The sequence below is a fragment of the Emticicia sp. CRIBPO genome (assembly GCF_009905725.1).
GTDB lineage: Bacteria > Bacteroidota > Bacteroidia > Cytophagales > Spirosomataceae > Leadbetterella.
The window spans coordinates 240,960-264,862 of record NZ_JAAAKV010000007.1 but is presented as its reverse complement, the minus strand read 5'-3'; the positions used below and the strand labels follow the sequence as shown (position 1 = coordinate 264,862).

The 23,903-nt window shown below is 44.7% G+C and carries 26 protein-coding genes; 8 read left to right on the top strand and 18 right to left on the bottom strand.

Translation table 11 applies throughout. The annotated features are described in order from the left end of the window. Nucleotides 1-35 precede the first annotated feature (35 nt). The 8 genes from GVN16_RS15990 to GVN16_RS15955 form a co-directional block, all read right to left on the bottom strand. Entirely contained in the window at nt 36-1,373 is a 1,338-nt protein-coding gene (locus GVN16_RS15990; RefSeq protein ID WP_166564918.1) for an aspartate kinase, read from the bottom strand. Between the two features lie 66 nt (nt 1,374-1,439). After that, nucleotides 1,440-1,916 carry a 6,7-dimethyl-8-ribityllumazine synthase gene (gene ribH, locus GVN16_RS15985; protein WP_166564917.1) on the bottom strand — a complete coding sequence of 159 codons (477 nt, stop codon included), beginning with the start codon at nt 1,914-1,916 and terminating at the stop codon, nt 1,440-1,442. An 84-nt stretch (nt 1,917-2,000) separates the two neighbouring features. After that, on the bottom strand, nt 2,001-2,696 hold the full coding sequence (locus GVN16_RS15980; protein ID WP_166564916.1) for a tetratricopeptide repeat protein: 696 nt from the start codon (nt 2,694-2,696) through the stop codon (nt 2,001-2,003). Between the two features lie 145 nt (nt 2,697-2,841). After that, nucleotides 2,842-3,861 carry a pyruvate dehydrogenase (acetyl-transferring) E1 component subunit alpha gene (pdhA, locus tag GVN16_RS15975; protein ID WP_166564915.1) on the bottom strand — a complete coding sequence of 340 codons (1,020 nt, stop codon included), beginning with the start codon at nt 3,859-3,861 and terminating at the stop codon, nt 2,842-2,844. A gap of 147 nt (nt 3,862-4,008) precedes the next feature. Beyond that, a complete protein-coding gene (locus GVN16_RS15970; RefSeq protein WP_166564914.1) occupies nt 4,009-4,359 on the bottom strand; it encodes a hypothetical protein in 351 nt (116 codons plus the stop codon). A 244-nt stretch (nt 4,360-4,603) separates the two neighbouring features. Then, the gene (locus tag GVN16_RS15965) at nt 4,604-5,377 is read right to left on the bottom strand and encodes a PoNe immunity protein domain-containing protein (protein WP_166564913.1); all 774 of its coding nucleotides are present in this window, start codon (nt 5,375-5,377) and stop codon (nt 4,604-4,606) included. 261 nt (nt 5,378-5,638) lie between these two features. Continuing rightward, on the bottom strand, nt 5,639-7,123 hold the full coding sequence (locus GVN16_RS15960) for a hypothetical protein (protein ID WP_166564912.1): 1,485 nt from the start codon (nt 7,121-7,123) through the stop codon (nt 5,639-5,641). Continuing rightward, nucleotides 7,104-7,430 (bottom strand): hypothetical protein, encoded by a 327-nt coding sequence (locus tag GVN16_RS15955; protein WP_166564911.1) that lies wholly within the window; start codon nt 7,428-7,430, stop codon nt 7,104-7,106. Before GVN16_RS15955 ends, GVN16_RS15960 begins: the two co-directional genes overlap by 20 nt. Before the next feature lie 130 nt (nt 7,431-7,560). Between GVN16_RS15955 and recF the strand changes: the two genes are divergently transcribed. The 3 genes from recF to GVN16_RS15940 all read left to right on the top strand — a co-directional run bounded on the left by recF (nt 7,561) and on the right by GVN16_RS15940 (nt 9,432). Beyond that, entirely contained in the window at nt 7,561-8,646 is a 1,086-nt protein-coding gene (recF, locus tag GVN16_RS15950) for a DNA replication/repair protein RecF (protein ID WP_166564910.1), read from the top strand. A gap of 114 nt (nt 8,647-8,760) precedes the next feature. Then, on the top strand, nt 8,761-9,024 hold the full coding sequence (locus GVN16_RS15945; RefSeq protein ID WP_166564909.1) for a hypothetical protein: 264 nt from the start codon (nt 8,761-8,763) through the stop codon (nt 9,022-9,024). Nucleotides 9,025-9,108: 84 nt separating this feature from the next. Beyond that, on the top strand, nt 9,109-9,432 hold the full coding sequence (locus tag GVN16_RS15940) for a helix-turn-helix domain-containing protein (protein ID WP_166564908.1): 324 nt from the start codon (nt 9,109-9,111) through the stop codon (nt 9,430-9,432). Between the two features lie 3 nt (nt 9,433-9,435). On the opposite strand, the gene GVN16_RS15935 is transcribed toward GVN16_RS15940, so the two are convergent. Both GVN16_RS15935 and GVN16_RS15930 read right to left on the bottom strand, forming a co-directional pair. Further along, nucleotides 9,436-10,587 (bottom strand): cysteine desulfurase family protein, encoded by a 1,152-nt coding sequence (locus GVN16_RS15935; protein WP_166564907.1) that lies wholly within the window; start codon nt 10,585-10,587, stop codon nt 9,436-9,438. 60 nt (nt 10,588-10,647) lie between these two features. Continuing rightward, nucleotides 10,648-11,100: an Lrp/AsnC family transcriptional regulator gene (locus GVN16_RS15930; protein WP_166564906.1), complete on the bottom strand. Its 453-nt coding sequence runs from the start codon at nt 11,098-11,100 to the stop codon at nt 10,648-10,650. Nucleotides 11,101-11,250: 150 nt separating this feature from the next. Between GVN16_RS15930 and rocD the strand changes: the two genes are divergently transcribed. Next, complete coding sequence (gene rocD, locus GVN16_RS15925; protein ID WP_166564905.1) at nt 11,251-12,492, top strand: ornithine--oxo-acid transaminase; 1,242 nt, start codon at nt 11,251-11,253, stop codon at nt 12,490-12,492. 40 nt (nt 12,493-12,532) lie between these two features. Here rocD and GVN16_RS15920 read toward each other — a convergent pair whose 3' ends face one another. Beyond that, a complete protein-coding gene (locus tag GVN16_RS15920; protein ID WP_166564904.1) occupies nt 12,533-13,171 on the bottom strand; it encodes a pyridoxamine 5'-phosphate oxidase family protein in 639 nt (212 codons plus the stop codon). Beyond that, nucleotides 13,168-13,587, bottom strand: coding sequence for a GNAT family N-acetyltransferase (locus GVN16_RS15915; RefSeq protein WP_166564903.1), 420 nt, complete (start codon nt 13,585-13,587; stop codon nt 13,168-13,170). The genes GVN16_RS15920 and GVN16_RS15915 overlap by 4 nt, the downstream gene beginning before the upstream one ends. A gap of 222 nt (nt 13,588-13,809) precedes the next feature. On the opposite strand from GVN16_RS15915, the gene GVN16_RS15910 reads away from it, so the two are divergent. Then, the gene (locus GVN16_RS15910) at nt 13,810-15,288 is read left to right on the top strand and encodes a PLP-dependent aminotransferase family protein (protein ID WP_166564902.1); all 1,479 of its coding nucleotides are present in this window, start codon (nt 13,810-13,812) and stop codon (nt 15,286-15,288) included. Here the strand turns inward: GVN16_RS15910 and ftsY are convergent. The 4 genes from ftsY to rpmG form a co-directional block, all read right to left on the bottom strand. Further along, nucleotides 15,278-16,234: a signal recognition particle-docking protein FtsY gene (gene ftsY / locus GVN16_RS15905; protein ID WP_166564901.1), complete on the bottom strand. Its 957-nt coding sequence runs from the start codon at nt 16,232-16,234 to the stop codon at nt 15,278-15,280. The two genes, GVN16_RS15910 and ftsY, sit on opposite strands and share 11 nt — an antisense overlap. 146 nt (nt 16,235-16,380) lie before the next feature. Then, complete coding sequence (locus tag GVN16_RS15900) at nt 16,381-16,776, bottom strand: thioesterase family protein (protein WP_166564900.1); 396 nt, start codon at nt 16,774-16,776, stop codon at nt 16,381-16,383. 76 nt (nt 16,777-16,852) lie between these two features. Then, on the bottom strand, nt 16,853-17,005 hold the full coding sequence (locus tag GVN16_RS15895) for a DUF4295 domain-containing protein (RefSeq protein ID WP_166564899.1): 153 nt from the start codon (nt 17,003-17,005) through the stop codon (nt 16,853-16,855). Between the two features lie 51 nt (nt 17,006-17,056). Next, nucleotides 17,057-17,239: a 50S ribosomal protein L33 gene (rpmG, locus tag GVN16_RS15890; RefSeq protein WP_166564898.1), complete on the bottom strand. Its 183-nt coding sequence runs from the start codon at nt 17,237-17,239 to the stop codon at nt 17,057-17,059. Between the two features lie 210 nt (nt 17,240-17,449). Here rpmG and GVN16_RS15885 point away from each other — a divergent pair, with 210 nt between their 5' ends. Next, nucleotides 17,450-18,448, top strand: coding sequence for an NADP-dependent oxidoreductase (locus GVN16_RS15885; RefSeq protein ID WP_166564897.1), 999 nt, complete (start codon nt 17,450-17,452; stop codon nt 18,446-18,448). Nucleotides 18,449-18,595: 147 nt separating this feature from the next. Here GVN16_RS15885 and GVN16_RS15880 read toward each other — a convergent pair whose 3' ends face one another. Further along, nucleotides 18,596-18,961 (bottom strand): DUF3127 domain-containing protein, encoded by a 366-nt coding sequence (locus GVN16_RS15880; RefSeq protein ID WP_166564896.1) that lies wholly within the window; start codon nt 18,959-18,961, stop codon nt 18,596-18,598. A gap of 101 nt (nt 18,962-19,062) precedes the next feature. Between GVN16_RS15880 and GVN16_RS15875 the strand changes: the two genes are divergently transcribed. Continuing rightward, nucleotides 19,063-20,073 (top strand): hypothetical protein, encoded by a 1,011-nt coding sequence (locus tag GVN16_RS15875; protein WP_166564895.1) that lies wholly within the window; start codon nt 19,063-19,065, stop codon nt 20,071-20,073. Nucleotides 20,074-20,205: 132 nt separating this feature from the next. Next, nucleotides 20,206-23,061, top strand: coding sequence for an excinuclease ABC subunit UvrA (gene uvrA, locus GVN16_RS15870; protein WP_166564894.1), 2,856 nt, complete (start codon nt 20,206-20,208; stop codon nt 23,059-23,061). On the opposite strand, the gene GVN16_RS15865 is transcribed toward uvrA, so the two are convergent. Beyond that, nucleotides 23,058-23,897, bottom strand: coding sequence for a phytoene/squalene synthase family protein (locus GVN16_RS15865; RefSeq protein WP_166564893.1), 840 nt, complete (start codon nt 23,895-23,897; stop codon nt 23,058-23,060). The genes uvrA and GVN16_RS15865 overlap by 4 nt on opposite strands. Nucleotides 23,898-23,903 lie beyond the last annotated feature (6 nt).

Here is a 23,903-nt window from a genome sequence, read left to right as displayed (position 1 = left end):
GAAATTTATATTTTATCTGTTTGACGAAGTCCGTCTTATTTATTGCCAAAATCGAACAAGCCCTCGTTTAATGCTTCAAGAGCTTCATTTTTGTGCCTGGAATCTACCAGGATGGAAATGTTATGCTCCGAGGCACCATAAGAAATCATCCTGATCGGAATATTTCTCAAGGCTTCGAGGATCCTGATGGCAATGCCTGATTTGTCTGCCAGGAAATTACCCACAATACAGATGATGGTCTGGTTGCGGTCGTGCTCTTCCAGGTCGGCAAACTGGCTCAGCATTTTGGTGATGCTTTCCAGGTGTTCGGAATTATCGATCGTTACCGCTACAGAAACTTCTGAAGTGGTGATCATATCGACCGGTGTCTTGAATTTTTCAAAAACATCAAACACCTTACGCAGGAAGCCATAGGCATTCAGCATACGGGTCGAATGGATATAAATGGCCGTGATGTTATCTTTGGCCGCAATGGCTTTTATTTCAGCGTTGGTTGACTGGCTGGCAGTGATAACCGTGCCGGGAGCCGACGGCTCCATCGTGTTTTTAAGTCTTACAGGTACGCCTCTCATTTTGGCAGGGGTGATAGTACTTGGATGAAGAATTTTTGCTCCGAAATAAGCCAGCTCCGCGGCTTCTTCAAAGGTCATTTCACGAACCGGGAACGTACGTTTTACGATCCTCGGGTCATTGTTATGCATCCCGTCTATGTCTGTCCAGATCTGAATTTCTTCGGCTGAGATCGCTCCGCCGATCAGGGAGGCGGTATAATCAGATCCTCCGCGTTTAAGGTTATCAACCTCACCACGCGGGTTTCTGCAGATAAACCCTTGTGTCACCACGATCAGTTTGTCTTCCTGTGGAATGAGCTGCTGTTTCAGTTTTTCTTCAATGGCCGCAAATTCAGGCTCATTGTCCGCATCAATGCTCATAAAATCAAGGGCAGGAATCAGCACGACGCTGTCACCTTCTTCTTCAAGATAGGCTGAAAACATCTGTGTCGACAAGATCTCACCTTCTGCCACGAGCTCTTTTTCCTGTTTCAGGGTGAAAGGACTGATCCCAGACAGTGAACGGATGAATCCGAACTCTTTGTCGATGATCTCCTGGCCTTGTGCAAGCCCTGCGGAGGTTTTATAAAGGGCCTTGATAAATACCTGGTAATGATCATACAAGGTATCGATCTGCTGGCTGGCTCCATCGATGTCATTGGCTTTTAGAGACTCCCCTATGGCTAATAAGCTATTGGTGGTGCCTGATAGAGCCGAAAGAACTACGATTTTCCTGCTTTTATCAGCAGTAACCAGGTTTCTTATTGATTGCATACGATCGGGCTTCCCGACAGAAGTCCCTCCAAATTTCCAAACTTGCATCTTAAAGGTTTACTTTTGAATCTGAAATATATTTCCTTTTTTAAACATTATATACTGATCTGAATATCAGACCGCCAGCATTTTGATGGCTGTGATGGCGGCTTCATCCCCTTTATTTCCGTGGATTCCGCCCGCCCGGTCTACCGCCTGCTGATGGTCGTTCGGGGTCAAGACCCCGAAAATTACCGGTTTATTATACTTAAGAGCTACCTGTGTCAGCCCCGCCGCTACGGCATGATTGATATAGTCATTGTGTTTGGTTTCTCCCTGGATCACGCATCCCAGGGCAATCACCGCATCGATATCATGTTTCTGGGCATAGACCTGCGAGCCGTAGCTCAGCTCAAAGCTGCCCGGAACATTGGCACGGATGATGTTTTCTTCCTTTACGCCGTTGTCTATCAGGGTAGTATAAGCCCCTTCAAACAAGGCTTCTGTGATTTCAGAATTCCACTCAGCTACCACGATGGCGAATCTTTTGAAACTTACATCAGGTAAATTTTCAGTTGAAAAACTACTCAGGTTTTTATTAGCAGATGACATATGTTGATTTGTAAATTGATTAAAAAAAAGGGATAAACCATTGATGGCTTATCCCTTTGATTATGTTTTAAAATATAATCTCAGTTACCCGCCAATTTCGGCCTCGAGTTTCGATTTTATTTTCTTAGCCAGGATGGACTCGCTAGACGTCGGATATTTTTCAATCAGGTCAGCGTAGGCATCGATAGCCGATTTATTATCTTTATTAGCCTGATAAGCAGCACCCAGCTTGATGATGTACGCCGGAGTAGCAAACTTGTTCGGGTTATAATCAACAGCTTTTTTATAGTAGGTGATGGCTTCAGCATAGTTTTTCTTTTCAGAAAACGCGTCTCCGATCAATAAATAAGCTTTACCCTGTACTACGTAATCATCAGAACTGAAATTCTGAAGTCTTTCGATAGCCTCATCATATTTAGCCTGTTTCATCAAAGCGATACCTGCATAAAGGTTCGCCAGTTTACCCGCTTTGGTAGAACCGTACTCATCTGCCACAGCAAGTAAGCCTTCGTTACCACCTGTACCTTTCAGTGCCTGGTTAAGAGAATCTGCTTCAAAAGAGAATACCGAGTCGAACATGGCTATCTGAGCCTCTTCGCTTTTGGTATTATTCCAGTAATTATACCCGATTACGCCCAATACAACCAATAAAATGGCTCCACCTGCATAAGAAAGTAAATTCTGGTTTTTCTTGAAAAAACCTTCCGCTTTAACAATCTCTTTCTGAAGTGCTTCTGCACTTTCTATAAACTCTAATCCTGATTGATTCTTTTTCGCCATTTGAACTATTCAAAAAATTTGGAGTGCAAAGTTATGAAATTGATTCATAAGATTTATACACAATTGATTAAAAATTGCATTTAATTATGCCCGAAAATAAAAAAAGGCCCCTTTTGAGGGCCTGATCTCTATATCTCTTTAAAAATTACTCCATTACAAACGGATAATCAGCCTGTACGTAGATGTCTTCGAAGGCCTCTTCCGGTTTTGGCCACGGCGATTCTTCGGCAAATTGTACCGATTCATCCACCGCCACTTTGATTTTGGCATCAATCGCAGCAAGCTCTTCTTCCGTCACGACATTGTTTGTAAGCATCCTGTCTTTGATCAGTTCGATCGGGTCTCTCTGCTTCCATTCAGCTACTTCTTCTTTCGTACGGTATTTCTGAGGGTCAGACATCGAGTGTCCTCTGTAACGGTAAGTTTTGAATTCAAGGAAGGTCGGTCCGTCGCCTTTTCTTGCTCTTTCGGCAGCACGGCTCACAGCTTCGTGAACAGACTCCACATCCATCGCATCAACAGGCTCAGACGGCATGTCGTAAGCTTCAGCAAGGGTGTATAGTTCTCTTACGTTGGAAGTTCTGCTTACAGAAGTACCCATGGCGTATCCGTTGTTTTCAACCACAAAAATCACAGGGATTTTCCAGGTCATGGCCATGTTGAAGGCTTCGTGCAAAGCACCTTGTCTTACAGCTCCGTCACCCATGTAACAGATACAAAGGTTATCGGTTCCTTTATATTTCTCGGCAAAACCGATGCCGGCTCCCATAGGGATCTGGGCACCCACGATACCGTGGCCACCAACAAAACCTACTTCCTTATCGAAAATGTGCATAGAGCCACCTTTTCCTTTGGTGGTTCCGGTTACTTTTCCGTACAATTCCGCCATAATTCTCTTAGGATCCGTTCCCAATGCCAGAGGATGGCCGTGGTCACGATAGGCCGTGATGTACTTATCACCTTTTTTCAAAGCAGAAACTGCTCCTGATGAACAAGCCTCCTGACCAATATAAAGATGGCAGAATCCACGGATTTTTTGCTGACCGTATAACTGACCCGCTTTTTCTTCAAACTTACGCTGAAGCTGCATGGAGTCATACCAATATAAGTATTGCTCTTTTGAATATTTGACCTTAGATGCTTCTTTCTTTTTTGTCGTTGCCATATTGCTTTGACTTTATTTAGATTGGCTTAGAATTTTTTGGAACGCAAAAATAATCATAAAAGCTTTAATGTCTAATACTTTTATCAATTTCGTGATTTGAAGGGATTTTATGGGTTGTTTGTAGATTATTATCGGCAGTATTTAGTTTTATACGTTAAACACCGCTCCCATTTCAAACTGAAAGAGCTGTTTGGAATAATAGTCCATCCGCCCGTTTTCATAGCTCACTTTTTCTTTGGTGCTGGTTTTGTCCGCAAAAGTGCTGTTGATTTCGGTTAGTCTGCCCTGTATGTTATAAGTATATTTAACCAGTTCAGTACCTGCTGCATTCTTCATTTCCAGTATTTTGCCACTGGTGTCCTGGCTGATCACATACGCCTTGCTGGTTTTGGCCGCACTGTCTGATATGGTATAGCCCTTCCATTTTTTCTTTTCGAGGTCATAGTCCAGCGTGTAAGTCAGGGTCTGCTCCAGACTTTTGACCTTGATCTGTTTCAACAGCCCGGTCAGACTGGGTGTTTCTTTGACACCGAGGTCGAGTTGTTCCTTGCAGGATTAGGATGCTTAAAATTATGCAAATAATTAATGTTGTACTTTTTATTTTCATTCTTTAAAATATCCGGATAAATTTTAATGATTCGAGAAAATATTAATAGTTTTTATCATGGTTTTGAGTAAAAAACGTACCGAGAACAGTTCTCTTCGATTTCTTCTGTTTAATTACTCTACTTAATGAATATGGTTATCCATTTTCATGTACTAAGTCTTTGGGGTAATATTGACAATTAATAAAACTGCTGTCGTCCAGTTGCATAATTTTTACGACTGCCGCTGTTTCAAAGCTCCAGTAACCAGAGTATAATTGAAATGATAATTTATGGCTATTATACCACCCACAATCCTTGTGCCCTTTGTACCAGTCCTTTGTTATGAATTCTTTCATCAAGTTTATCGCCGTTGCTTCTTCCGTTTCTTTTATGGCTAACCGTAATTTTTCAAATGCTTTTGGTATTGCAAGGTATTTTTGCCAGCTCTCTTCTTTTATTGGTTCTCTATCTTTAATCTTGGCATGGATAATAAACTCAATTAAAGAATCTTTTACTTTGTCTTCGTCTAAAATTTCAACTAATTTTCGGAAATGAGCATCGTCTATATTTAATAAGTAGCCCCATGATAACAGCCTTAACATAAGGACATATCCATCTATACTGTATTGATTTAAGAATCGAGAACCTAATGGTTTTCCAATTGGAATCTTCCAAAAGCCGGGCCAGCTCTCATATGCAAGATTTATTGCTCTTAGAAGATCTTCTAAGTTGTCATTTGGGTTATCTCCCGCAGAATATCTACATGAAATCTTAATTAGATAAAATTCAATTAGACCAATTTTTACTCTGTTTACATTCTCGAGAGGTACCTGGCCCATGGAAATACGCTTTAATCCTTTCTGAATAGCTTCATCGATATCTCTAATGAAGTTATTGAAATAATCTTTGTTTTTTACTTTATCTCTCATTTTTAAGGATTTAGGGGGTTAAAAGCTCCTGTATCAACGCCCAAATTATTTAGTTTCCGATAGACTACAGATCCATCAGGTGAAACTTTGGCTAGCAACCTTACATAATCTACTTCTATTTCTGCAGCCAATTGTGTCTTTCCCCCAACGGCTTTTAAAAGTCTTTCACCTCTTATCCAAAGATCACTCATTTGCAAAATACCACTTTCTAGAGTATTTAGCGGCGTATTTTTCCACTTTGCTTCGACAATATAATATTTGTTAACCCTGACGTGTTGATTTGTTTATGTCTTGTATTCTACTATGCAAAGGTTGAAATCCAAGGTCCTGTAAGTAGGCGTCACTAGCAATTTCGCCAAAATTGCCCTTTTGTATTGAAGTGGATTTTGTATCATCAATTTTGCCTTTCCATTCCCGTAGCAGATCTTTTTGCTTATGATAAAATCTATCTCCAATCCCCAATTTTTTTAATAATAGGTCAATTGTATCATCATCTAATCCTGCGTTCTTAAGCAATTTACGAACGGATGCCATTCCGTTTGTATTGGCCTTTGTCTGCAGGGTCTTAAAAAATGACTGTACTTTCGGGCTTTCTGAAACCCTTCTTGTAACAACCATCGTTATAACCTGAATCATGCCTTCTACTGCTGCGGGCTGAAGTGCAGGTCTAAATTGAATATTTTTAATGATTTGATCAATTGGATATTGATTCTTAAGTGTGTTGTATTGTGCAATCACGTTGTTCGTAAAGCCTAAGGCAGCACCTTCAGCAGCTCCGACGCCCACCAGTACGGCCGCTGCCTTGTTATTAGGTATGGGAATTAATGAAAACGCACACGACATTGTCGCTGATGCCAGCGTCTCGTCCCATTTCATTGCCGCAGATATTCCATTAAAATCAGTGAAATTTTTTGGTTTTCCATCGACAACTAGTTCGATCCATTTACATGTGTATTGTAAAAAAACATCGATCGCAGCAGAACCCAAACACTTAGCTAAAGCAGTCCAAGGATTGAATGTACAAATCCCTGGAAAGGCAGCTCTTCTTAAATTAAGACCTTGGTTATCATCTCCGGCACATTCAATATAGTCGTCAAGACCATCAACTTCTCCCTGGAAACCGGATTTGGTTTGAGCATCCAGATCACCGTTGTTTTGTATCAGACTATTTAGATCGTGAAATTTAGCTTTGTACTCATTGAGCTTAGCTACATCTTCAGGGCTTCCTGAAAAAATTTGTAAAAAATCATTCAACTCCGCCTGAAGGTCTACGTAATTATCCAGTATACTGAATACATCATCTACATCTAAAATATTACCCCAGGTCGGATCGTAATCTGTTACTACAGAGCCTGATGCAAGCTCATAACACTCATTGACTACTGCATTTTCAAAGTTGACAGATACCTGCTTTAAAACAATACCCGCCACCAATTTCATTTTGATATACCCCTTGCCTTTCCATCCAGCCGGGCTGCCGGAAATGATTTCGGTTACCACTACGGTATAATCACCGGCAGTAAATTCATCACCCGCAGCTAGTTGCACACCCGCGGCTACCGCATTGGGCAGGGTGATGTTATTCGGCACCTGGCAACTGAGATCCAGTTCGTAAATTTTACATGGAGCTCCTGCTAAATTGACGACGGCCTCATAAATGGTGGCAGCGTTGGATTTCAGGGTCAGCACGGCCCGGTATTCTCCCGGTTTGCTGGCGGATAGCGTTTTACTGGTTGCCCCTGCCATCGCATTGCTCTGGTTGACAGGCATAAGCCGGGCCGGTCGGTATCGGTACAATATCCGTAATCGGGCCGATCATGACCGTCACCCAGTCGTGGGTCACGGTTGGGTCGCCTACACAAATGGCCTGGTGGTTGTTGCTCAGGTGGTAGTTTCCCGGTGTTACCACGGCTACCACGGCCATCATCCCGCCACCGTTTTGCTCGTATTTCGCAACGAAGATTGTAAGGTTCTTGCGGGCCTTTGCTTTCAATTGAAGCTTTTTCTGGTAGCAGCTTTTTTCGAAAAATCGACTTTCTCCTGACGCTGCCACCTCTTCCTTACTCCTTTTTCCTCCCTCACGATTAAAATCCCTTTGCTTTTAGTTATTTCTTCGGCAATTTTGCATTCATTTATTTATTATATGAAGCGATTTGCGTCATTTCGCTTTAATCTCATTTCCCGTGCATTTAGAAAAGCTGCATTTGTCTAATTTCAGAAATTACGAGAACGTCACCTTCGAGTTTTCGGAGGAGGTCAATTGTATTGTGGGGGACAACGGCAGCGGGAAAACCAATTTGCTGGACGCTATTTATTTCCTGGCCCTGACTAAAAGTTCGATCCAGTCGCAGGATGTGCTGAGCATCAGGCATGAGGAAGACTTCATGATGATCGAAGGGCTTTTTGTCCATCTTAAAAGGGAACTGATCACCTGCTCGATGCAGAGAGGACAGCGAAAAAGTATCCTGCATGACAAGAAAGTGTATGAGCGGGTCAATGACCATATCGGGAAGTACCCGGTGGTGCTGATTGCCCCGGACGACACCGACCTGATCCGTGACAGCGGCGAAACCCGTCGCCGTCTTTTTGACGGGATGATCGCCCAGATCAATGCGGAATATCTGACAGATTACCAGTTATATAACCGTATCCTTGACCAGCGGAACGGCCTGCTGAAACAGTTTGCTGAACAGAATTATTTTGATGGTCCGTTGCTGGATGTCTATTCCGGGCAATTGCTCGAAAAGGCCGTTAAAATCAACCGATCCAGGAGTGAATTCCTGGAAGGATTCCTGCCGCTGTTTAAAAAACATTACGCTTATCTCAGCGAAGACCGTGAAGAAGTGGAAATCTCTTATGAATCGGAAGTTTCCGGTGAGAATTTCCCGGTTGTTTTCAGGAATACGCAAGCCACCGACATCGCCGCCCAAAGGACCACCAAGGGGGTTCACAAGGACGATTATGGCTTTCAGCTGAGCGGGTATCCTGTTAAGAAATTCGGCTCACAGGGGCAGAAAAAGTCATTTATCATGGCCATCAGGCTTGCCCAGTTTGAGATACTGGAACAGATCAAAGGAGTTAAGCCCTTGCTTTTGCTCGATGATATTTTTGATAAACTGGACGAAAACCGCATTGCCAAACTGCTGCAAAACATCGACGACAGCTCATTCGGACAGGTGTTTATCACCGACGCCCGACCTGAAAGGACCCGGAAACTGCTGGAAAACATCAAAAGGGAAGTGGTCTACTTCGTTCCACAGGGAAAATAAGCACTGTATTAATTAGGATTTAACAAAGAAATAACCCTGATCACTAGGTTATTATAAGATTTTTTGACGATATTTATATTGAGTTTTAAATTTTCAATTTAAATCATCGGGTGAATGAAAATCAGGATAAGTTTTGTCCTGGTTGCCAAAATGCAGGTTCAGAGTCTTGTTAAAAACCACCAGGTTTCCCCGGAGCTGGGTGGTGAAATCACAAGGATCTTAGAACATTGCGAAAACATGGCAACCGGAGACGATTACGCCAAGGCGACTTTGCGTAACGAGTACAATGAACTGGCCGGACACATCAATTACAACAAAGTCTTGTTCGAATCTTTGAGCGACACGCTCCAGGAATTCAGGGAAGAGCTTTATATGTAGTGTCTCTTTTAATCTTTGTCTGGGACGACCAAAAGTCGCCGTTGGAATAATTCCCCCTAAACTTTGCCGATCTTCGCCTTCGCTATGGAAAATTCCCCATTAAATCTTTCAGAAATACAATTCGGGGCGACCATCCTCTATTTCAGAAAAGAAAGGAAGATGAGTCTTGGGCAACTGGCAGATGCTGCAGGGTTGGCACAGGAAACTTTGAAGCAACTTGAATCAGACGAATTACATCCGGCAGAAGAACTACTATTACTCTTAAGCCAGGCTCTTGATATTCCTTACCAGGTTTTTATACTGGAAGCAACCCTCCGTACTGATTCAGAGAATAAAGAAGAAAACAAAACCAGGTCGGCCCTGCAGCCGGTGTTTAATTTTCTGACAAGAAAGTTAATTCTGGAGTGATTTTCAAGCCACTTCTTTCGACTGGAACACCCCCGACAAGACTTCCAGGGTTCTGTCGATTTCAGCCTCTGTGGTGTATTTGCTGAAAGAGAATCTCACATTGGCTTTTTCAGGATCGGTGCCGATGGCTCCCAAAACGTGTGAGCCGATATCTGTGCCGCTTGAGCAGGCACTTCCTCCTGAACATGAAATACCGTCAATGTCAAGATTAAACAATAACATTTCGTTGTTCGGGTGAGCCGGGAAGCTCACATTAAGAACGGTATAAAGACTGTTCTGAACATCTGAAGACAGACCGTTAAATGCCACTCCCGGTATTCTTTCCTGAAGACCCAGGATCATTCTCTGCTTAAGGGCCTTGATATGGTTTTCGTGCGATTCCATGCCTTCGTAAGCCAGCTGAAGGGCTTTTGCCAGGCCGACGATCCCGTAAATATTCTCGGTTCCGCCACGCATATTACGCTCCTGGGCACCACCGTGGATGAAAGGACTGATTTTGGATGCAGCGTTGATATACAGGAATCCTACGCCTTTCGGGCCATGGAATTTATGGGCAGAGCCTACAATAAAATCGACCGGAAGGCTTTGCAGATCATGCACATAGTGGCCCATGGTCTGAACGGTATCGGAATGGAAAATGGCGTCGTATTTTTTACAGATTTCACCTGCTTCTTTAAGGTTCAGCAGGTTGGCGATTTCATTGTTGCCGTGCATCAGCGAAACCAGCGACCTTGGCTTGGATTCAAGAATAGCTATCAGGGAATCGAGGCTGATTTTACCGTCGGTATCAATATCGACAAATGAAAGTTCAATTTTACCTGTTTTTTGTAAGTGTTCAAGGGTATGCAGCACCGCGTGGTGTTCCAGCTTGCTGGTTACGGCATGCTTCAGTCCGAAAGTGTCGATGCTCGAACAAATGGCGGTGTTATCCGCTTCTGTTCCTCCCGAGGTAAAGAAGATCTCGGCCGGAGAGGTATTCAACAGTCCCGCAATGGTTTTCCTGGCAGTTTCAAGGGCAGACTTCACCTTTCTTCCATGGGCATGAATAGAGGATGGATTACCGTAAAATTCGGTAAAATAAGGAAGCATAGCCTCCATTACCAAAGGGTCAATGGGAGTGGTTGCTGCGTTGTCAAGAAATATTCTGCTGGCCATTTTATTGATGAAATGTTGAAATAAAGTACAAATTTACCCTTTTTCTGCGACCTGCAAAAATTATTCTATCGGAACGTTCCTTTTGAAGGCAGTTCCGAAATCAATCAGTGACTCTGTTTTAAGGACGCCGGAAATGTGGTCGATTTCATCGTACAGGATGCTCCGCATGTGTTCGCTGTTTTTAGCGACGATCCTGATGTACAAGGTGTATTGTCCAGTGATATAATAACACTCTACCACTTCAGGTATTTTTTTCAGTTCTTCTATGATCAGCTCTGAGTTGGAGTCTTCTTTGAGGATGATCCCTGTGAAGGCACTCCACTCATATCCCATCTTCCGTTCATCGAGCACCAAGGCCATTTTTTTGATGAGCCCGCCTTCCCGCATGCGGTTGATCCGCTGGTGAACCATGGTATTTGAAATGTCCATTTTGCGGGCAATTTCCGAATAAGGTTTCCGGCCGTCCTTTTCTAACTCCGTCAGAATCAGCTTGTCAAACTCGTCCAGTTCCATATTTTTCAATCAGGTTTATAAGTCATATTTTCTAAATATCATTCAAAAATAAGAAAATTTGTAATTACAGAAACAATATTAAAAAATATGACTCATAAATAGCCATAAATAAGTCAAGTTTATATTTTTGATACATAAACCAAAGAAATCATGACAGATACACAGACACTATCCCAGCAATTAATGGACCTGGAGAACCAATACGGTGCCCATAATTACCATCCTCTGCCCGTGGTACTGGACTCAGGCAAAGGCGTGTTTGTGTGGGACGTGGAGGGTAATCGCTACTATGACTTTTTATCTGCCTATTCCGCTGTCAACCAGGGACATTGCCATCCCAGAATCATTGACGCCCTGACCAGCCAGGCACAAAAGCTGACGCTGACTTCGAGGGCATTTTACAATTCTACCCTCGGGCCGTTTGAAGAATTTATCACCAGACTGTTCGGCTATGATAAAGTACTGATGATGAACACCGGTGTGGAGGCGGTTGAAACGGCTCTCAAATTGTGTCGTAAATGGGCTTATGAGAAAAAAGGAATTCCTGCAGAAAAAGCCAGGATCATTTTTGCCGGGCACAATTTTCACGGTCGCACGCTGGCTGTTATTTCGGCTTCTACCGACAACTCCAGCAGAAAAGGATTCGGGCCGTACATGCCTGGTTTTGACGTAATTGAATATAACAATATTGAAGCTCTTGAGAACTCACTCATCAGCGATCCTTATATAGCAGGATTTATCGTGGAACCTATCCAGGGCGAAGCCGGGGTGGTGGTTCCGGACAACGATTACCTGAAAAAAGCCGCCAAACTCTGCAAGGCCGCCAATGTGCTGTTTATTGCCGATGAAATTCAGACGGGAATTGCCCGAACCGGCAAAATGCTGTGTGTAGACCATGCGGAGGTTCGTCCTGATATCGTAATTTTAGGGAAGGCCCTCTCCGGAGGCGTATTGCCGGTGTCTGCAGTTCTGGCCGATGACGAAATCATGCTTTGTATCAAACCAGGAGAGCATGGTTCCACTTATGGTGGAAACCCGCTGGCCTGTGCCGTGGCATTGGAGGCTCTGAAAGTAGTACTGGATGAAGACCTGGCCGAAAGGGCAGAATACCTGGGCGGCCTGTTCAGACGTGAAATACAGTCGCTGATCTATAAAGGTTCTGTCATCAGGCTGGTAAGAGGCAAAGGCCTTTTGAATGCCATCGAAGTAAACACTGACGAATCATCTGACCTGGCCTGGAACATCTGTCTGCGTCTGCGGGATAACGGCCTGCTGGCCAAACCTACGCATGGCAATAAAATCAGGTTTGCTCCTCCTTTGGTCATCACCGAAGACCAGCTGATGGATTGTATAGAAATTATTAAGAATACGATACAGGAATTTGAGGTTTAAGCATTGCTCAAACCTCATTCCCTGATTTGTAACAGCCTTTTCATAAGTGCAGTAAGTGTTCCGGAAGCGGAATATCCTGACTCCACTGGTCCGGTATAGGGCTCAGTCTTCTGGAGGGTATCGGGATCAGACCCGACCAGATCGGTAAGCCCTGATCCGCCTCCTCATCGTTCGGCATACCTGTCCGGGTCTTGGCCGATGCTTCATTGATTTCGAAGGATAACAGCATCGTTTTATTGACTTCATTAGTCTTCATCGGACGCAGGTAATCCCATGAGCCGGGCACAATTTTCTCTGTCAGTTCTTTAAAGAACAGGGCTTTTGAGTCAAAGTCATCTATTTTCTCGGCATTGGAAAAAATGATGACCGAGCGGAAGTTGACCGAGTGACTGAAAGCAGATTTAGCCACCACCAGGTCGTCAGTCAGCATCACCGATATACATACAGGGATACCCGACTCAATGCCCCTCAGAAAATGAGAGCCTACTGAGCCGTGGATATACAGCTTGTTTTCCTTCCGGACAAAAGCCGTCGGGATTGAATAAGGCTGGTTGTCCAGGCTGTAAGAAATGGTGCAGAACAAGGCTTCATCCAGGATCGGATAAACGGTTTCTTCGTCGTAAAACATCCTTTTGTTGCCATATCTGCTTGGCGTTGTACGTTCTGTTTTCTGTATCATAATGCTATTCTGAAATGGTGATAAACGATATTCATTTTTTTATTGAGGTATAGCCTGTGGGCATCATGGCGGGCATGGCCTGAGTCGAGGTGCACTGCGGTGATGCTTTCCTTTCGGGCTTTCTCAAACACAAAATCAAGCAGGCTTCCTGCATAACCTTTTCCCCTGGCCTCAGGGTGGGTAGACAGGTCGTCGATGTAAATGATCTCCCCGTCATACAAAGTGGTCAGGTGCCGGAACCCGCAGGCGGAAAGGGCCCTGCCTTCTTTTTCGGCATAGATCAGCGAATAGCTTCCCGCCCTCATTTTTTCAATAAGACCCAGGTAAGACTCAATAGTCAGCTGAGGCCTCAGAAATTGGACTACCTCAAAACACTTCAGAAAATCCTCCCTGGTTTCGGCTACTTTAATTGTCATTGGTTTTTTTATTTAATGGAAAAAGGATGACGGGACAGGAAAATGGAGGGGACAGGTTTTGTTGACCACATTGAACGACATTTCCCCAAACGTTATACACCACTGGTTCAAAAGCCTGTACAGAATCCTTTCCTCCATTTTCCGTTTTCCTTTATGAAACAAAATTATATCTTTACCGGATGAATTAAATGGTCCGGTTTTAACAAAACAGATAGTCCGGTTATGTTGCCCTATAAGTCTTTACTTGAAATTGATAAAAATGAGAAAACGCCTGTTTATCAGCAGCTGACCAATCAACTGACAGACCTGATCAGGAAAGGTGTTCTGAAGCCGGGGCAGAAAATTCCCGGCACCCGCCAGATCAGCGAACTCCTGGACCTGCACCGTAAAACGGTGACCAGGGTTTATTTTGAACTGATGGTCCAGGGTTGGATAGAAACCATTCCGGGGAGCGGCACTTTTGTAGCCAAAAACCTGCCGGAAGTAAAACCCGCCAGGCTTAAGGAAGGCGGAATAATCTCTTCTACCCGAGCGGGGTTTCCTTTCGAAAACAAGCCGTTTTTGAAACGTGAACTGGTAAGGTCTTCCGACCAGCTGCACCTGGACGACGGATTTCCCGATCCCCGTCTGGCTCCATTGGCTGAGCTGGCGAGGGCTTACCGAAGCAACCTGATCAGGGGTAATTCTTATCAGAAACTGGGCTATGGTGAAACAAAGGGCACTTTATGGCTCAGACAGCAGCTGGCATTGTATCTTTCCGAAACCAGGGGCTTAAAAATAAATGCTGATAATGTGATGATTGTCAGGGGGACGGTGATGGGGCTTTATCTTACAAACCTGGCCTTTCTGAGGCCCGGAGATACGGTCGTAACAGGAACTTCCTGCTGGTCGTCGGCCATTGCCGGTTTTCAGCAGGCAGAGGCAGAAGTACTGACGATACCTGTGGATGAAAACGGGCTGGTGGTGGAGGCCCTGGAAGAGATTTGCCGGCGTCGGCCTGTGCGGATGGTTTATGTCACACCACATCATCATTATCCTACGACGGTCACCCTCAAAGCCGACCGGAGAATCCAGCTGCTGAACCTTGCGAGGCAGTACCAGTTTATTGTGTTTGAAGATGATTACGACTATGACTTTCATTACCTGAGCAGGCCCCTGCTGCCATTGGCCAGTGCCGACGATGCCGGGGTGGTTTTGTATTCGGGCTCATTTACCAAGAGCATTTCCCCGGCCTTCCGCGTTGGCTACCTGGTGGCCCCTGAAGAGGTCGTTGAACACCTTTCCCATTACCGGAGGATCATCGACAGGCAAGGGGATAATATGCTGGAGAATGCCATAGCGGAATTGCTCCAGGAAGGAGTTATTCAGAAGCACCTGAGAAAAGCTTTGAAAGAATACCGTCAGCGACGGGATGTGTTCTGTGAATTGCTGAGCCGGAGACTCGGGGATGAAATAGAATTCCAGGTGCCCGAAGGCGGAATGTCGGTCTGGGCAAAATTTGATAAAAGCATAGACCCGGGGAAAACCGCTGCGGCGGCCCTTAGAAACGGGCTGTATTTTTCCCATGGCCTGCAGCACAACCAGCAGGGTATTGAGCTGAATTCAACGAGGCTGGGATTTGCTTCCTCAACCCCGGAAGAGCTTGAAAGATGTATTGACGTGCTGGAGAAAAATCTTTGTCTGAAAGGGTTTATTTCTTAAAAAGGGAATCTACAAAGGCCGTTTTGTTAAATACCTGCAAGTCTTCCATTTTTTCACCGACTCCAATGTATTTGACAGGGATCTTGAATTCATCTGAAATACCGATCACCACACCGCCTTTGGCTGTACCGTCCAGTTTGGTAATGGCCAGTGAGTTAACGTCCGTCACTTTGGTAAATTCCCTGGCCTGGATCACGGCGTTCTGCCCGGTGCTTCCGTCCAGTACCAGCATCACCTCATTGGGAGCTTCCGGAAGGATTTTCTGCATGACCCTTTTGATTTTGCCCAGCTCATTCATCAGGTTTACTTTGGTATGAAGACGGCCCGCTGTATCAATGATGATCACATCGGCATCCTGTTCTATACCTGCTTTGATGGCATCATAAGCCACTGAAGACGGGTCTGTGTTCATGCCGTGGTCAATGACCGTAACACCGACACGCTCTCCCCAGAGCTTCAGCTGATCTACAGCAGCTGCCCTGAAAGTATCTGCAGCACCTAAAACCACTTTTTTGCCGTTTTTCTGGAAATTGTAGGCCAGTTTGCCGATAGTGGTCGTTTTACCGACACCATTGACACCCACTACCATCAGGACATAGGGTTTGGGCAGGTTTTTGGTTTCGAAGCTGTTATGTACATCCTGGGAATTGTTTTCTGCCAGCAAGGCCGCAATTTCTTCCCTGAGGATCAGGTCAAGTTCTTCAACAGAGGCATATTTATCAGAAGCCACCCTGTTTTCAATTCTCTTGATGATTTTTATGGTGGTATCAACGCCTACATCCGAGCTGATAAGGATTTCTTCCAGTTCGTCGAGAACGTCCTCGTCTACTTTTGATTTACCCGAAATAGCCCTGGTGATCTTATCAAAAATACTCGATTTTGATTTTTCTAATCCCTTATCAAGCGTCTCTTTCTTTTCTTTACTAAAAAAATCAAATAAGCCCATGTCTGAATATTGTTAATTGTATGCTCTTAATGAGTGGTTTGTTCAGACTTATAACCAAATCCTTTAAAATATAGTTTTAAGCCCTTGGGTGCAAAGTTAGAATATTATACGACTCTGCGGGGTAATTATCTCTAAATCAGCTTTAATTATTCAAAAAATGGTACAGAAACCTCTTCCGGCAACCTTTTCGGCCTCATGGTAACTGCATCAAGGGCCACCCAGACTGTACGGGCAGTGACGATCAGGTCAGTTCCCCGGCGGATTTCATAGAAGCGGTTGCTGGTAACACCCGTAAAATCATTGACCCAGGTGGTGATGATCAGTTCATCATGTTCAAAAGCAGCCTTATGATATTCAATTTCGTGTCTTTTGACCACCCACCGGATGGCTTCAGCCAGTTGAGGATCGGCTGTGGAATACCAGTGGGCAATGGCTGCCTCCTGCAGATAGGTGAAGTAAACCACGTTGTTAACATGGTTAAGCTCGTCGAGGTCAGAAGACTTGACCAGAACCGGGTGATGGTATTTTACAGGTGTTTTCATATTGACTGAGTCAGGCCCAAAACAAAAAGCCCTACCATCGTTATGGTAAGGCCACAATAATTTTATCCCGGAAGGCTTATTTTAAAGCTTCCTGAATCTGATCAACAGCTACCATTTCCTCTTTGAAGGTGTAAGCACCTGTAACAGGAGATTTAACAGCTTTGATTACTTTCGCAAAACTCTTAAGTGCTGATTTATCACGAAGCGTTGCAACTACTTTCTTTGCCATGATGATTAATGTTTATATACAAACAGGATGTCCTGTCTGACAATTACTGAATTATTTTATCTCTTTGTGAACCGTAGCCTTTTTCAGGATAGGGTTATACTTTTTCAACTCCAGACGGGTTGTTGTATTTTTACGGTTTTTAGTCGTAATGTATCTCGACATTCCCGGTAGACCCGAACTTTTGTGTTCTGTACATTCTAATATCACTTGAACACGATTACCTTTCTTAGCCATTGCAAATATTTATTATAAGATCGTATAATTTCTTAAACAGGGCTGCAAAGGTAGCCAATAAAAATTTATTAACAAACACCTTTTGAAAAATTTTTGCAGATATTATCAACTTGTGTATGAAATTGTTACCCTTCCCGCCGGCAAAGATAATTCATCTATCTTATGGCGTAATCTTTATATCTTGTTAAATTGCAGAAAACCTTAAAATCAATGCAAAATAAAAAAATAAAACTCAGGTCCAGGCCCTTCGGAGAGCCTACCCCCGATAACTGGGAATTGCTGACTGAAGAAGTAGCAGAACTCAATGACGGAGAAGTATTAATCAAAGTGGATTACCTGTCGATCGACCCGGCCATGAGGGGCTGGATGAATGAAGGCAAAAGCTATATCAAGCCCGTGGAATTGGGCGAAATCATGAGGGCCCTGGGCGTAGGTGAGGTCATAGATTCTAAAAATGAGAAGTTTGCCAAAGGCGACTTTGTGAGCGGAGGCACGGGGGTGCAGGAATATTGTATTTCCAATGCGAAAGACCTGGTGAAAATAGATCCCAAATTTGTGCCGTTGCCGGTCTATCTCGGCACCCTGGGGATGTCGGGAATGACGGCTTATTTCGGTCTGCTGGATACGGGCCAGCCGAAAGAAGGGGAGACCATTGTGGTATCCGGAGCGGCTGGAGCGGTAGGCAGCGTGGTGGGTCAGATCGGGAAGATCAAAGGCTGCCGTGTGGTCGGAATAGCCGGTGGTGAGGAAAAATGCAGATATGCGGTGGAAGAGCTCGGTTTTGATGCCTGTGTGGATTATCAGAAAGACGGGCTCAGAAAACAACTGAGAGAAGCTTGTCCTGACGGCGTGGATGTGTTTTTTGACAATGTGGGCGGAGAAATCCTGGATACGGTGCTGACGCTGATCAACAGGAAAGCCCGGATCGTGATTTGCGGGGCGATCTCACAATATAATAATACGCGGCCGGCCGGACCTAAAAACTACATGTCGCTGCTGGTCAACAGGGCCAGGATGGAAGGTATCGTTGTTTTTGACAACGCGGCTAATTACGGATCTGCTGCCAAAGAAATGGCCGGATGGATTGCCCAGGGAAAACTGAACGCCAATTATCACGTGGAAACGGGGGGAATTGAGGCTTTCCATGATACACTGATGAAACTGTTTAAAGGAGCTAATACGGGGAAGATGGTGTTGAAGATTGCCTGAAGAGGGAGAATGGAAGAACGGAAAAAGCAGAACGGATGAGGGGAGAATGGAAAAAAGGAGGTTTAATGCTTTTGAATATTGAAAATCAGAACCTCAGGACGGAAGGCCTCTGAAGAGGTGTTCCGTCCTGGCGGTAAAAATATCTTATTAAAACGGCAGGTCGTCTTCTCCTTCCAATGAGGCCGGAATTGCCGAAGGGGCTGCGGGAGAGCTGCTTTGAGCATATGAAGGCGAACTGTCACCACCAGCCGACTGTCCGTCGATTCTCCAGGCTCTCAGGTCTGTATACCATCTGCCATTATATTCACGGCTCTCCACGTCAAATGATACATTGATCATGTTGCCTACTTTCAGGAGGCTTGTATCGATTTTATCTCCCCAGACAGAGATGCATACTTTTTTCGGATAGGTGCCATCTGTTTCGATTACGAAATCCTGTTTTTTCCACTGTCCGTTTTTACCCTCTCCGGTCTGAAGAGCTAAAAGTTGTATTACTTTTCCGTTGATATCCATTGTTAATTTTGAATTACATTTGTATTAATTAGCTCACAAAGATAAAAAATCATTTTATTTAAGTCAAAGTGATCCCCCAGGTTATTTCCAAAATAGTATCCATGCAAACCGGCCCGGCCTCAGGCCAGGGGGAAGGGCTGTTTTTGTCGGTAAGGGAAAACAAAAACTGGTTTTACAAAAGAGCGGATGATAGTGTTTTCGGGACGGCTTCCGTCGTTTTTTTATTGAATGAGATCCGGGAACTTTTGCCTGTAAATCAGCAGAATATAATCTCTTCCGTTGCTGAAAAAGCAAAGCAGGTTTATGTCAGATACAGGAATAAAGACGGACTGGAGACCTATAATTTCTGGAAAACAAAGCCCTCGGGACATTTCCCTTACGGTTATATTTTCAGACACATGGATCATTTCCGGCTTCCGGATGATATTGACGATACGGCCCTGATTTACATGAACCTGGGGCACTCGGAGGAGCAAAACCTGTGGCTGAAAGAAAAGCTGGAAAAGCATACCGGACCGGACCGGATTTATTCTACCTGGTTTGGCAAAAACATGCCACATGAGCAGGACATCTGTGCTTTGTGTCACCTGATGTACTGGATTTTCAGAAACGGCATTCCCTTGAACCAGACAGATGAAAACACCCTGCAGTGGATGAAAAATAGGATCGTCAGCAATGAGATCATTACTCATCCGTTTAAAACCGCCCGGCATTATGCTACCCCGCCACTGATCATTTATCACCTGGCCAGGCTGATGTTCAAATTTCATATCCCAGTTTTGGCAGAAACCAGGACTTATTTGATTGCCGCGGCAAAGGAATTGTTTGAAAAGGAAAAGCTGCTGATGAATAAAGTGCTGATATCAACCGCATTATGGAAGTTCGGTGTCAGGGATAAAAAATACGATATAAGTTATGAATATCTGATTGACGCGGAATGGAACCTCAAGGGCCAGTCGAAGTTTTATTCGTTTATCGGGGCTCTGCTGGGTCCTTATGATCACCTGCTGTTGAAGAGCATGGCCGGGTCGCCGCTGACGAGGATCAACTGGAAGTGTGAAGCCCACGAACTGGCCCTGTGCCTGGAGAACATGGTTTTGACAAAGTCGTGATTTAAGCTAAATTTCGTAGCAATATTGGAAAATACCGGGCTTAAAGCCTAATTTTCAAATAATAGGCTTATGGCTTCTCTAAAAATTGTTAATTTTGAATCTGGAAAAAATAAATTCTGATATATAATTCTTGTGGCAGAAAATAAGCTTAACGATATAGAACTCACCGGGCATGAACAAATTGAGGTTTACGGTGCCAGAGAACACAATTTAAAAGACATAGATGTAACGATTCCCAGGAACAAACTGGTCGTGGTTACCGGCATCAGCGGCAGCGGGAAATCTTCCCTGGCCTTTGACACCATTTATGCTGAAGGGCAGAGGCGTTATATGGAGAGTTTTTCGGCCTATGCCAGAAGTTTCATAGGCGACATGGAGCGTCCGGATGTTGACAAGATCAACGGGCTTTCTCCGGTCATCAGCATTGAACAGAAAACGACGTCAAAAAACCCGCGGTCTACCGTAGGGACTACCACCGAAATATATGACTTCCTGAGGCTTTTGTATGCCCGTGCGGGAATTGCCTACAGCTACATGACAGGCAAGCCGATGATCAAGCAAACGCACGATCAGATCATCGACATGATATTTGAGCAGTATGAGGGGCAGAAAATAACCTTGCTGGCACCATTGGTTAAAGGCCGTAAAGGGCATTACCGTGAGCTTTTTGTTCAGATCGCCAAAATGGGCTACGCCAAAGTGAGGGTAGACGGCGAAATACTGGATGTTACGTCCAAAATGCAGGTTGACAGGTATAAGATACATGACATTGAAATTGTTGTTGACCGGATCGTCGCTAAAAAAGACGACAGGTACAGGGTCAGCCAGTCTGTAGGAACGGCTCTGAAACTGGGTAAAGGTTCCATGCTTTTGCTGGATGAAAAGAACAATGTCCAGTACCTGTCACAAAACCTCACCGATCCTGAATCAGGAATCAGTTATGAAGAGCCTTCACCTAACTCGTTTTCTTTTAACTCACCTTACGGGGCCTGCCCTACCTGCAATGGCCTGGGTGTGATCGAAGAAGTGACCGAAGAATCGATCATTCCTGATAAATCACTGAGTATCAGTCGCGGCGGAATCGCTCCGCTGGGAGAATACCGGGACCTGTGGATTTTCAAACAGATTGAGGTGATTCTTAAGGCAGAGAAAATGTCGATCAGCACGCCTATTGAAAAACTGCCGGAAGAAGCTTTGAAGACTATTCTGTATGGCAGTGAAGAACCGATTGCCGTACCCTCCAAAAAATATCCCGGAACGGACTGGAACACCAGTTTTGAAGGGGTGATTACCTTTTTAAAGAGACAGCAGGATTCTGACAACGAGAAGATCCAGGACTGGCTGAAAGACTTTATGACCATCAGGACCTGCCCGGATTGTAACGGGGCAAGACTGAGAAAAGAATCACTTCATTTTAAAATAGCAGAAAGAAACATCTCCGATCTGGCTGAAATGGATGTGAGCGAACTGGCCGACTGGTTTGATAACATTGAAGAACGCATTACAGACAGGCAAAATCTCATTGCCAAAGAAATATTAAAGGAAATCAGGAAAAGAATCGGATTCCTGGTGGGCATAGGACTGAATTACCTGACCCTGAACAGGGCTTTGAAAACACTTTCGGGCGGAGAAGCACAGAGGATTCGTCTGGCCACACAGATCGGTACCCAACTGGTAGGGGTCTTGTACATCATGGATGAGCCGAGTATCGGGTTGCACCAGAGAGACAACGTGAAACTGATCAAAGCCCTCAAGGACCTTCGTGATCTCGGAAACACTGTCCTGGTAGTGGAACACGACAAAGACATGATGCTGGAGTCGGACTATATCCTGGATATAGGCCCCGGGGCAGGCCGTCATGGTGGCCGGGTCGTGAGCCAGGGAACCCCCGCAGAATTTATTGAAAAAGGAGGCACAACCGCCAACTATCTGAGCGGCAGGATTAATATTGACGTTCCGAAAGAACGAAGAAAAGGCAGCGGAAACGTGTTGCAGATCAAGGGAGCTAACGGACACAACCTCAAAAATGTGACGTTGAAACTTCCGCTGGGCAAGATGATTTCGGTGACGGGTGTGAGCGGAAGCGGCAAGTCATCGCTGATTCATGAAACCTTGTTCCCGATCCTGAACCATCATTTTTTCAGGTCTAAGAAAGAGCCGCTGGAATACAAGAAAGTAGAAGGATTGGAATTTATCGATAAAGTCATAGAAGTAGACCAGTCACCTATCGGCCGTACGCCGAGAAGTAACCCTGCCACCTACACCGGTATGTTTACCGACATCAGGGCTTTGTTTGCAGAACTTCCTGAGGCCAAGATCAGGGGCTATAAGCCGGGCAGGTTTTCGTTCAATGTAAAAGGCGGAAGGTGCGAAACCTGTGAAGGAGCCGGGATGAAGAAAATCGAAATGGACTTCCTGCCGGATGTGCACGTGCTGTGTGAAACCTGTAAAGGCAAGCGATTCAACAGGGAAACACTGGAGGTGAGGTTCAAAGGCAAATCTATTTCGGACATACTGGACATGACGGTAGAAGAAGCCATCCCGTTCTTTGAACATCAGCCCCGGATCAATCGTAAAGTTCAGACTTTATTCGATGTGGGACTGGGTTATATTACACTGGGACAACATGCCACGACGCTCTCAGGAGGAGAAGCCCAGAGGGTAAAACTCTCTGAGGAATTGTCGAAGAAAGATACAGGGAAAACGCTCTATATTCTTGATGAACCTACCACCGGACTACACTTCCAGGACATCAGGAAACTGCTGGATGTGCTGCAGAAACTCGCAGATAAAGGCAACACCATCCTGATCATTGAACATAACCTGGACGTCATCAAAGTGTCGGACCACGTGATAGACCTGGGCCCTGAAGGGGGAAATAAAGGAGGAACGATCATCGGAGAGGGTACGCCTGAAGACGTCGCGAAGGTCAAAGGTAGCTATACAGGGTATTTCCTGAAAGCCGAACTGGCAGCAGCAAAAGCTTAAGAAATAGCCCTGAAACTATCCATCACCAGTGTCCTGGCCAGCAATGTAAATTTTACGCTGTCAGACACCCGGATCCTGGTACTTTGTATTTTATTGGCAGAGGTGTTTTGTATCTTTTTGAAAAGCTTCAGATAGTACAGATAGGCGAGGTGCACCCCCCTTTTGGCTCCGGCAGGCAAGCCGGTAATGCCCCTGTAAGCCAGGTTAAAGTCTTTCTGTATGTCTTCTTCAATGGCTTTTTTAGCATCTATGCTGAAGTCGTTAAAATTGATCCCCGGAAAATAAACCCTGCCCCTTTCCACAAAATCACTTTGTATGTCCCTCAGGAAATTGACTTTCTGAAATGCCGCCCCAAGGCTGCGGGCATCGGCCTGCAGTTGATCATATAGCTTTTCATCCCCTTCACAAAATACTTTAAGACACATCAGACCGACTACCTCGGCAGATCCGAAAATGTACTCGTTATATTCTTTAGGGTCATAAGCGGTGTTGTTCAGGTCCATTTCCATGCTGTAAAGGAAAGATTCAATCAGGGAAAGATCAATGCCATATTGTCTGACCACCTTCTGAAATGAATGCAACACCGGGTTAAGGCTGATACCCTCTTCTATGGCCTGGTAGGTATCGTGCTTAAATCTTTCAAGCAGTTTCTTCTTGTCGAAATCGTGGAAAGTATCTACTATTTCATCAGCAAATCTGACAAAACCATAAATGGCAAAAACCGGATCGTGAAACTTCCTGTCCAGGGTTTTGATGCCCAGGGTAAAAGAAGTGCTGTATTGCTCAGTGATGAGTTTACTGCATCCGAAAGTTGTTTTTTCATATAGTGAGAACATAGTTTT

Excerpts from the sequence above, each read along its gene's own strand:
- GVN16_RS15895 (WP_166564899.1), bottom strand. The coding sequence starts at position 17,005 with ATGGCAAAGAAAGTAGTTGCAACGCTTCGTGATAAATCAGCACTTAAG.
- rocD (WP_166564905.1), top strand. The coding sequence starts at position 11,251 with ATGACAGATACACAGACACTATCCCAGCAATTAATGGACCTGGAGAAC.
- ribH (WP_166564917.1), bottom strand. The coding sequence starts at position 1,916 with ATGTCATCTGCTAATAAAAACCTGAGTAGTTTTTCAACTGAAAATTTA.
- GVN16_RS15880 (WP_166564896.1), bottom strand. The coding sequence starts at position 18,961 with ATGGATATCAACGGAAAAGTAATACAACTTTTAGCTCTTCAGACCGGA.
- GVN16_RS15980 (WP_166564916.1), bottom strand. The coding sequence starts at position 2,696 with ATGGCGAAAAAGAATCAATCAGGATTAGAGTTTATAGAAAGTGCAGAA.
- GVN16_RS15875 (WP_166564895.1), top strand. The coding sequence starts at position 19,063 with ATGCAAACCGGCCCGGCCTCAGGCCAGGGGGAAGGGCTGTTTTTGTCG.
- GVN16_RS15935 (WP_166564907.1), bottom strand. The coding sequence starts at position 10,587 with ATGGCCAGCAGAATATTTCTTGACAACGCAGCAACCACTCCCATTGAC.
- GVN16_RS15930 (WP_166564906.1), bottom strand. The coding sequence starts at position 11,100 with ATGGAACTGGACGAGTTTGACAAGCTGATTCTGACGGAGTTAGAAAAG.
- GVN16_RS15920 (WP_166564904.1), bottom strand. The coding sequence starts at position 13,171 with ATGATACAGAAAACAGAACGTACAACGCCAAGCAGATATGGCAACAAA.
- GVN16_RS15945 (WP_166564909.1), top strand. The coding sequence starts at position 8,761 with ATGAAAATCAGGATAAGTTTTGTCCTGGTTGCCAAAATGCAGGTTCAG.
- GVN16_RS15910 (WP_166564902.1), top strand. The coding sequence starts at position 13,810 with ATGTTGCCCTATAAGTCTTTACTTGAAATTGATAAAAATGAGAAAACG.
- pdhA (WP_166564915.1), bottom strand. The coding sequence starts at position 3,861 with ATGGCAACGACAAAAAAGAAAGAAGCATCTAAGGTCAAATATTCAAAA.
- ftsY (WP_166564901.1), bottom strand. The coding sequence starts at position 16,234 with ATGGGCTTATTTGATTTTTTTAGTAAAGAAAAGAAAGAGACGCTTGAT.
- GVN16_RS15915 (WP_166564903.1), bottom strand. The coding sequence starts at position 13,587 with ATGACAATTAAAGTAGCCGAAACCAGGGAGGATTTTCTGAAGTGTTTT.
- GVN16_RS15865 (WP_166564893.1), bottom strand. The coding sequence starts at position 23,897 with ATGTTCTCACTATATGAAAAAACAACTTTCGGATGCAGTAAACTCATC.
- GVN16_RS15900 (WP_166564900.1), bottom strand. The coding sequence starts at position 16,776 with ATGAAAACACCTGTAAAATACCATCACCCGGTTCTGGTCAAGTCTTCT.
- GVN16_RS15960 (WP_166564912.1), bottom strand. The coding sequence starts at position 7,123 with ATGGCAGGGGCAACCAGTAAAACGCTATCCGCCAGCAAACCGGGAGAA.
- GVN16_RS15885 (WP_166564897.1), top strand. The coding sequence starts at position 17,450 with ATGCAAAATAAAAAAATAAAACTCAGGTCCAGGCCCTTCGGAGAGCCT.
- GVN16_RS15940 (WP_166564908.1), top strand. The coding sequence starts at position 9,109 with ATGGAAAATTCCCCATTAAATCTTTCAGAAATACAATTCGGGGCGACC.
- rpmG (WP_166564898.1), bottom strand. The coding sequence starts at position 17,239 with ATGGCTAAGAAAGGTAATCGTGTTCAAGTGATATTAGAATGTACAGAA.
- GVN16_RS15990 (WP_166564918.1), bottom strand. The coding sequence starts at position 1,373 with ATGCAAGTTTGGAAATTTGGAGGGACTTCTGTCGGGAAGCCCGATCGT.
- GVN16_RS15965 (WP_166564913.1), bottom strand. The coding sequence starts at position 5,377 with ATGAGAGATAAAGTAAAAAACAAAGATTATTTCAATAACTTCATTAGA.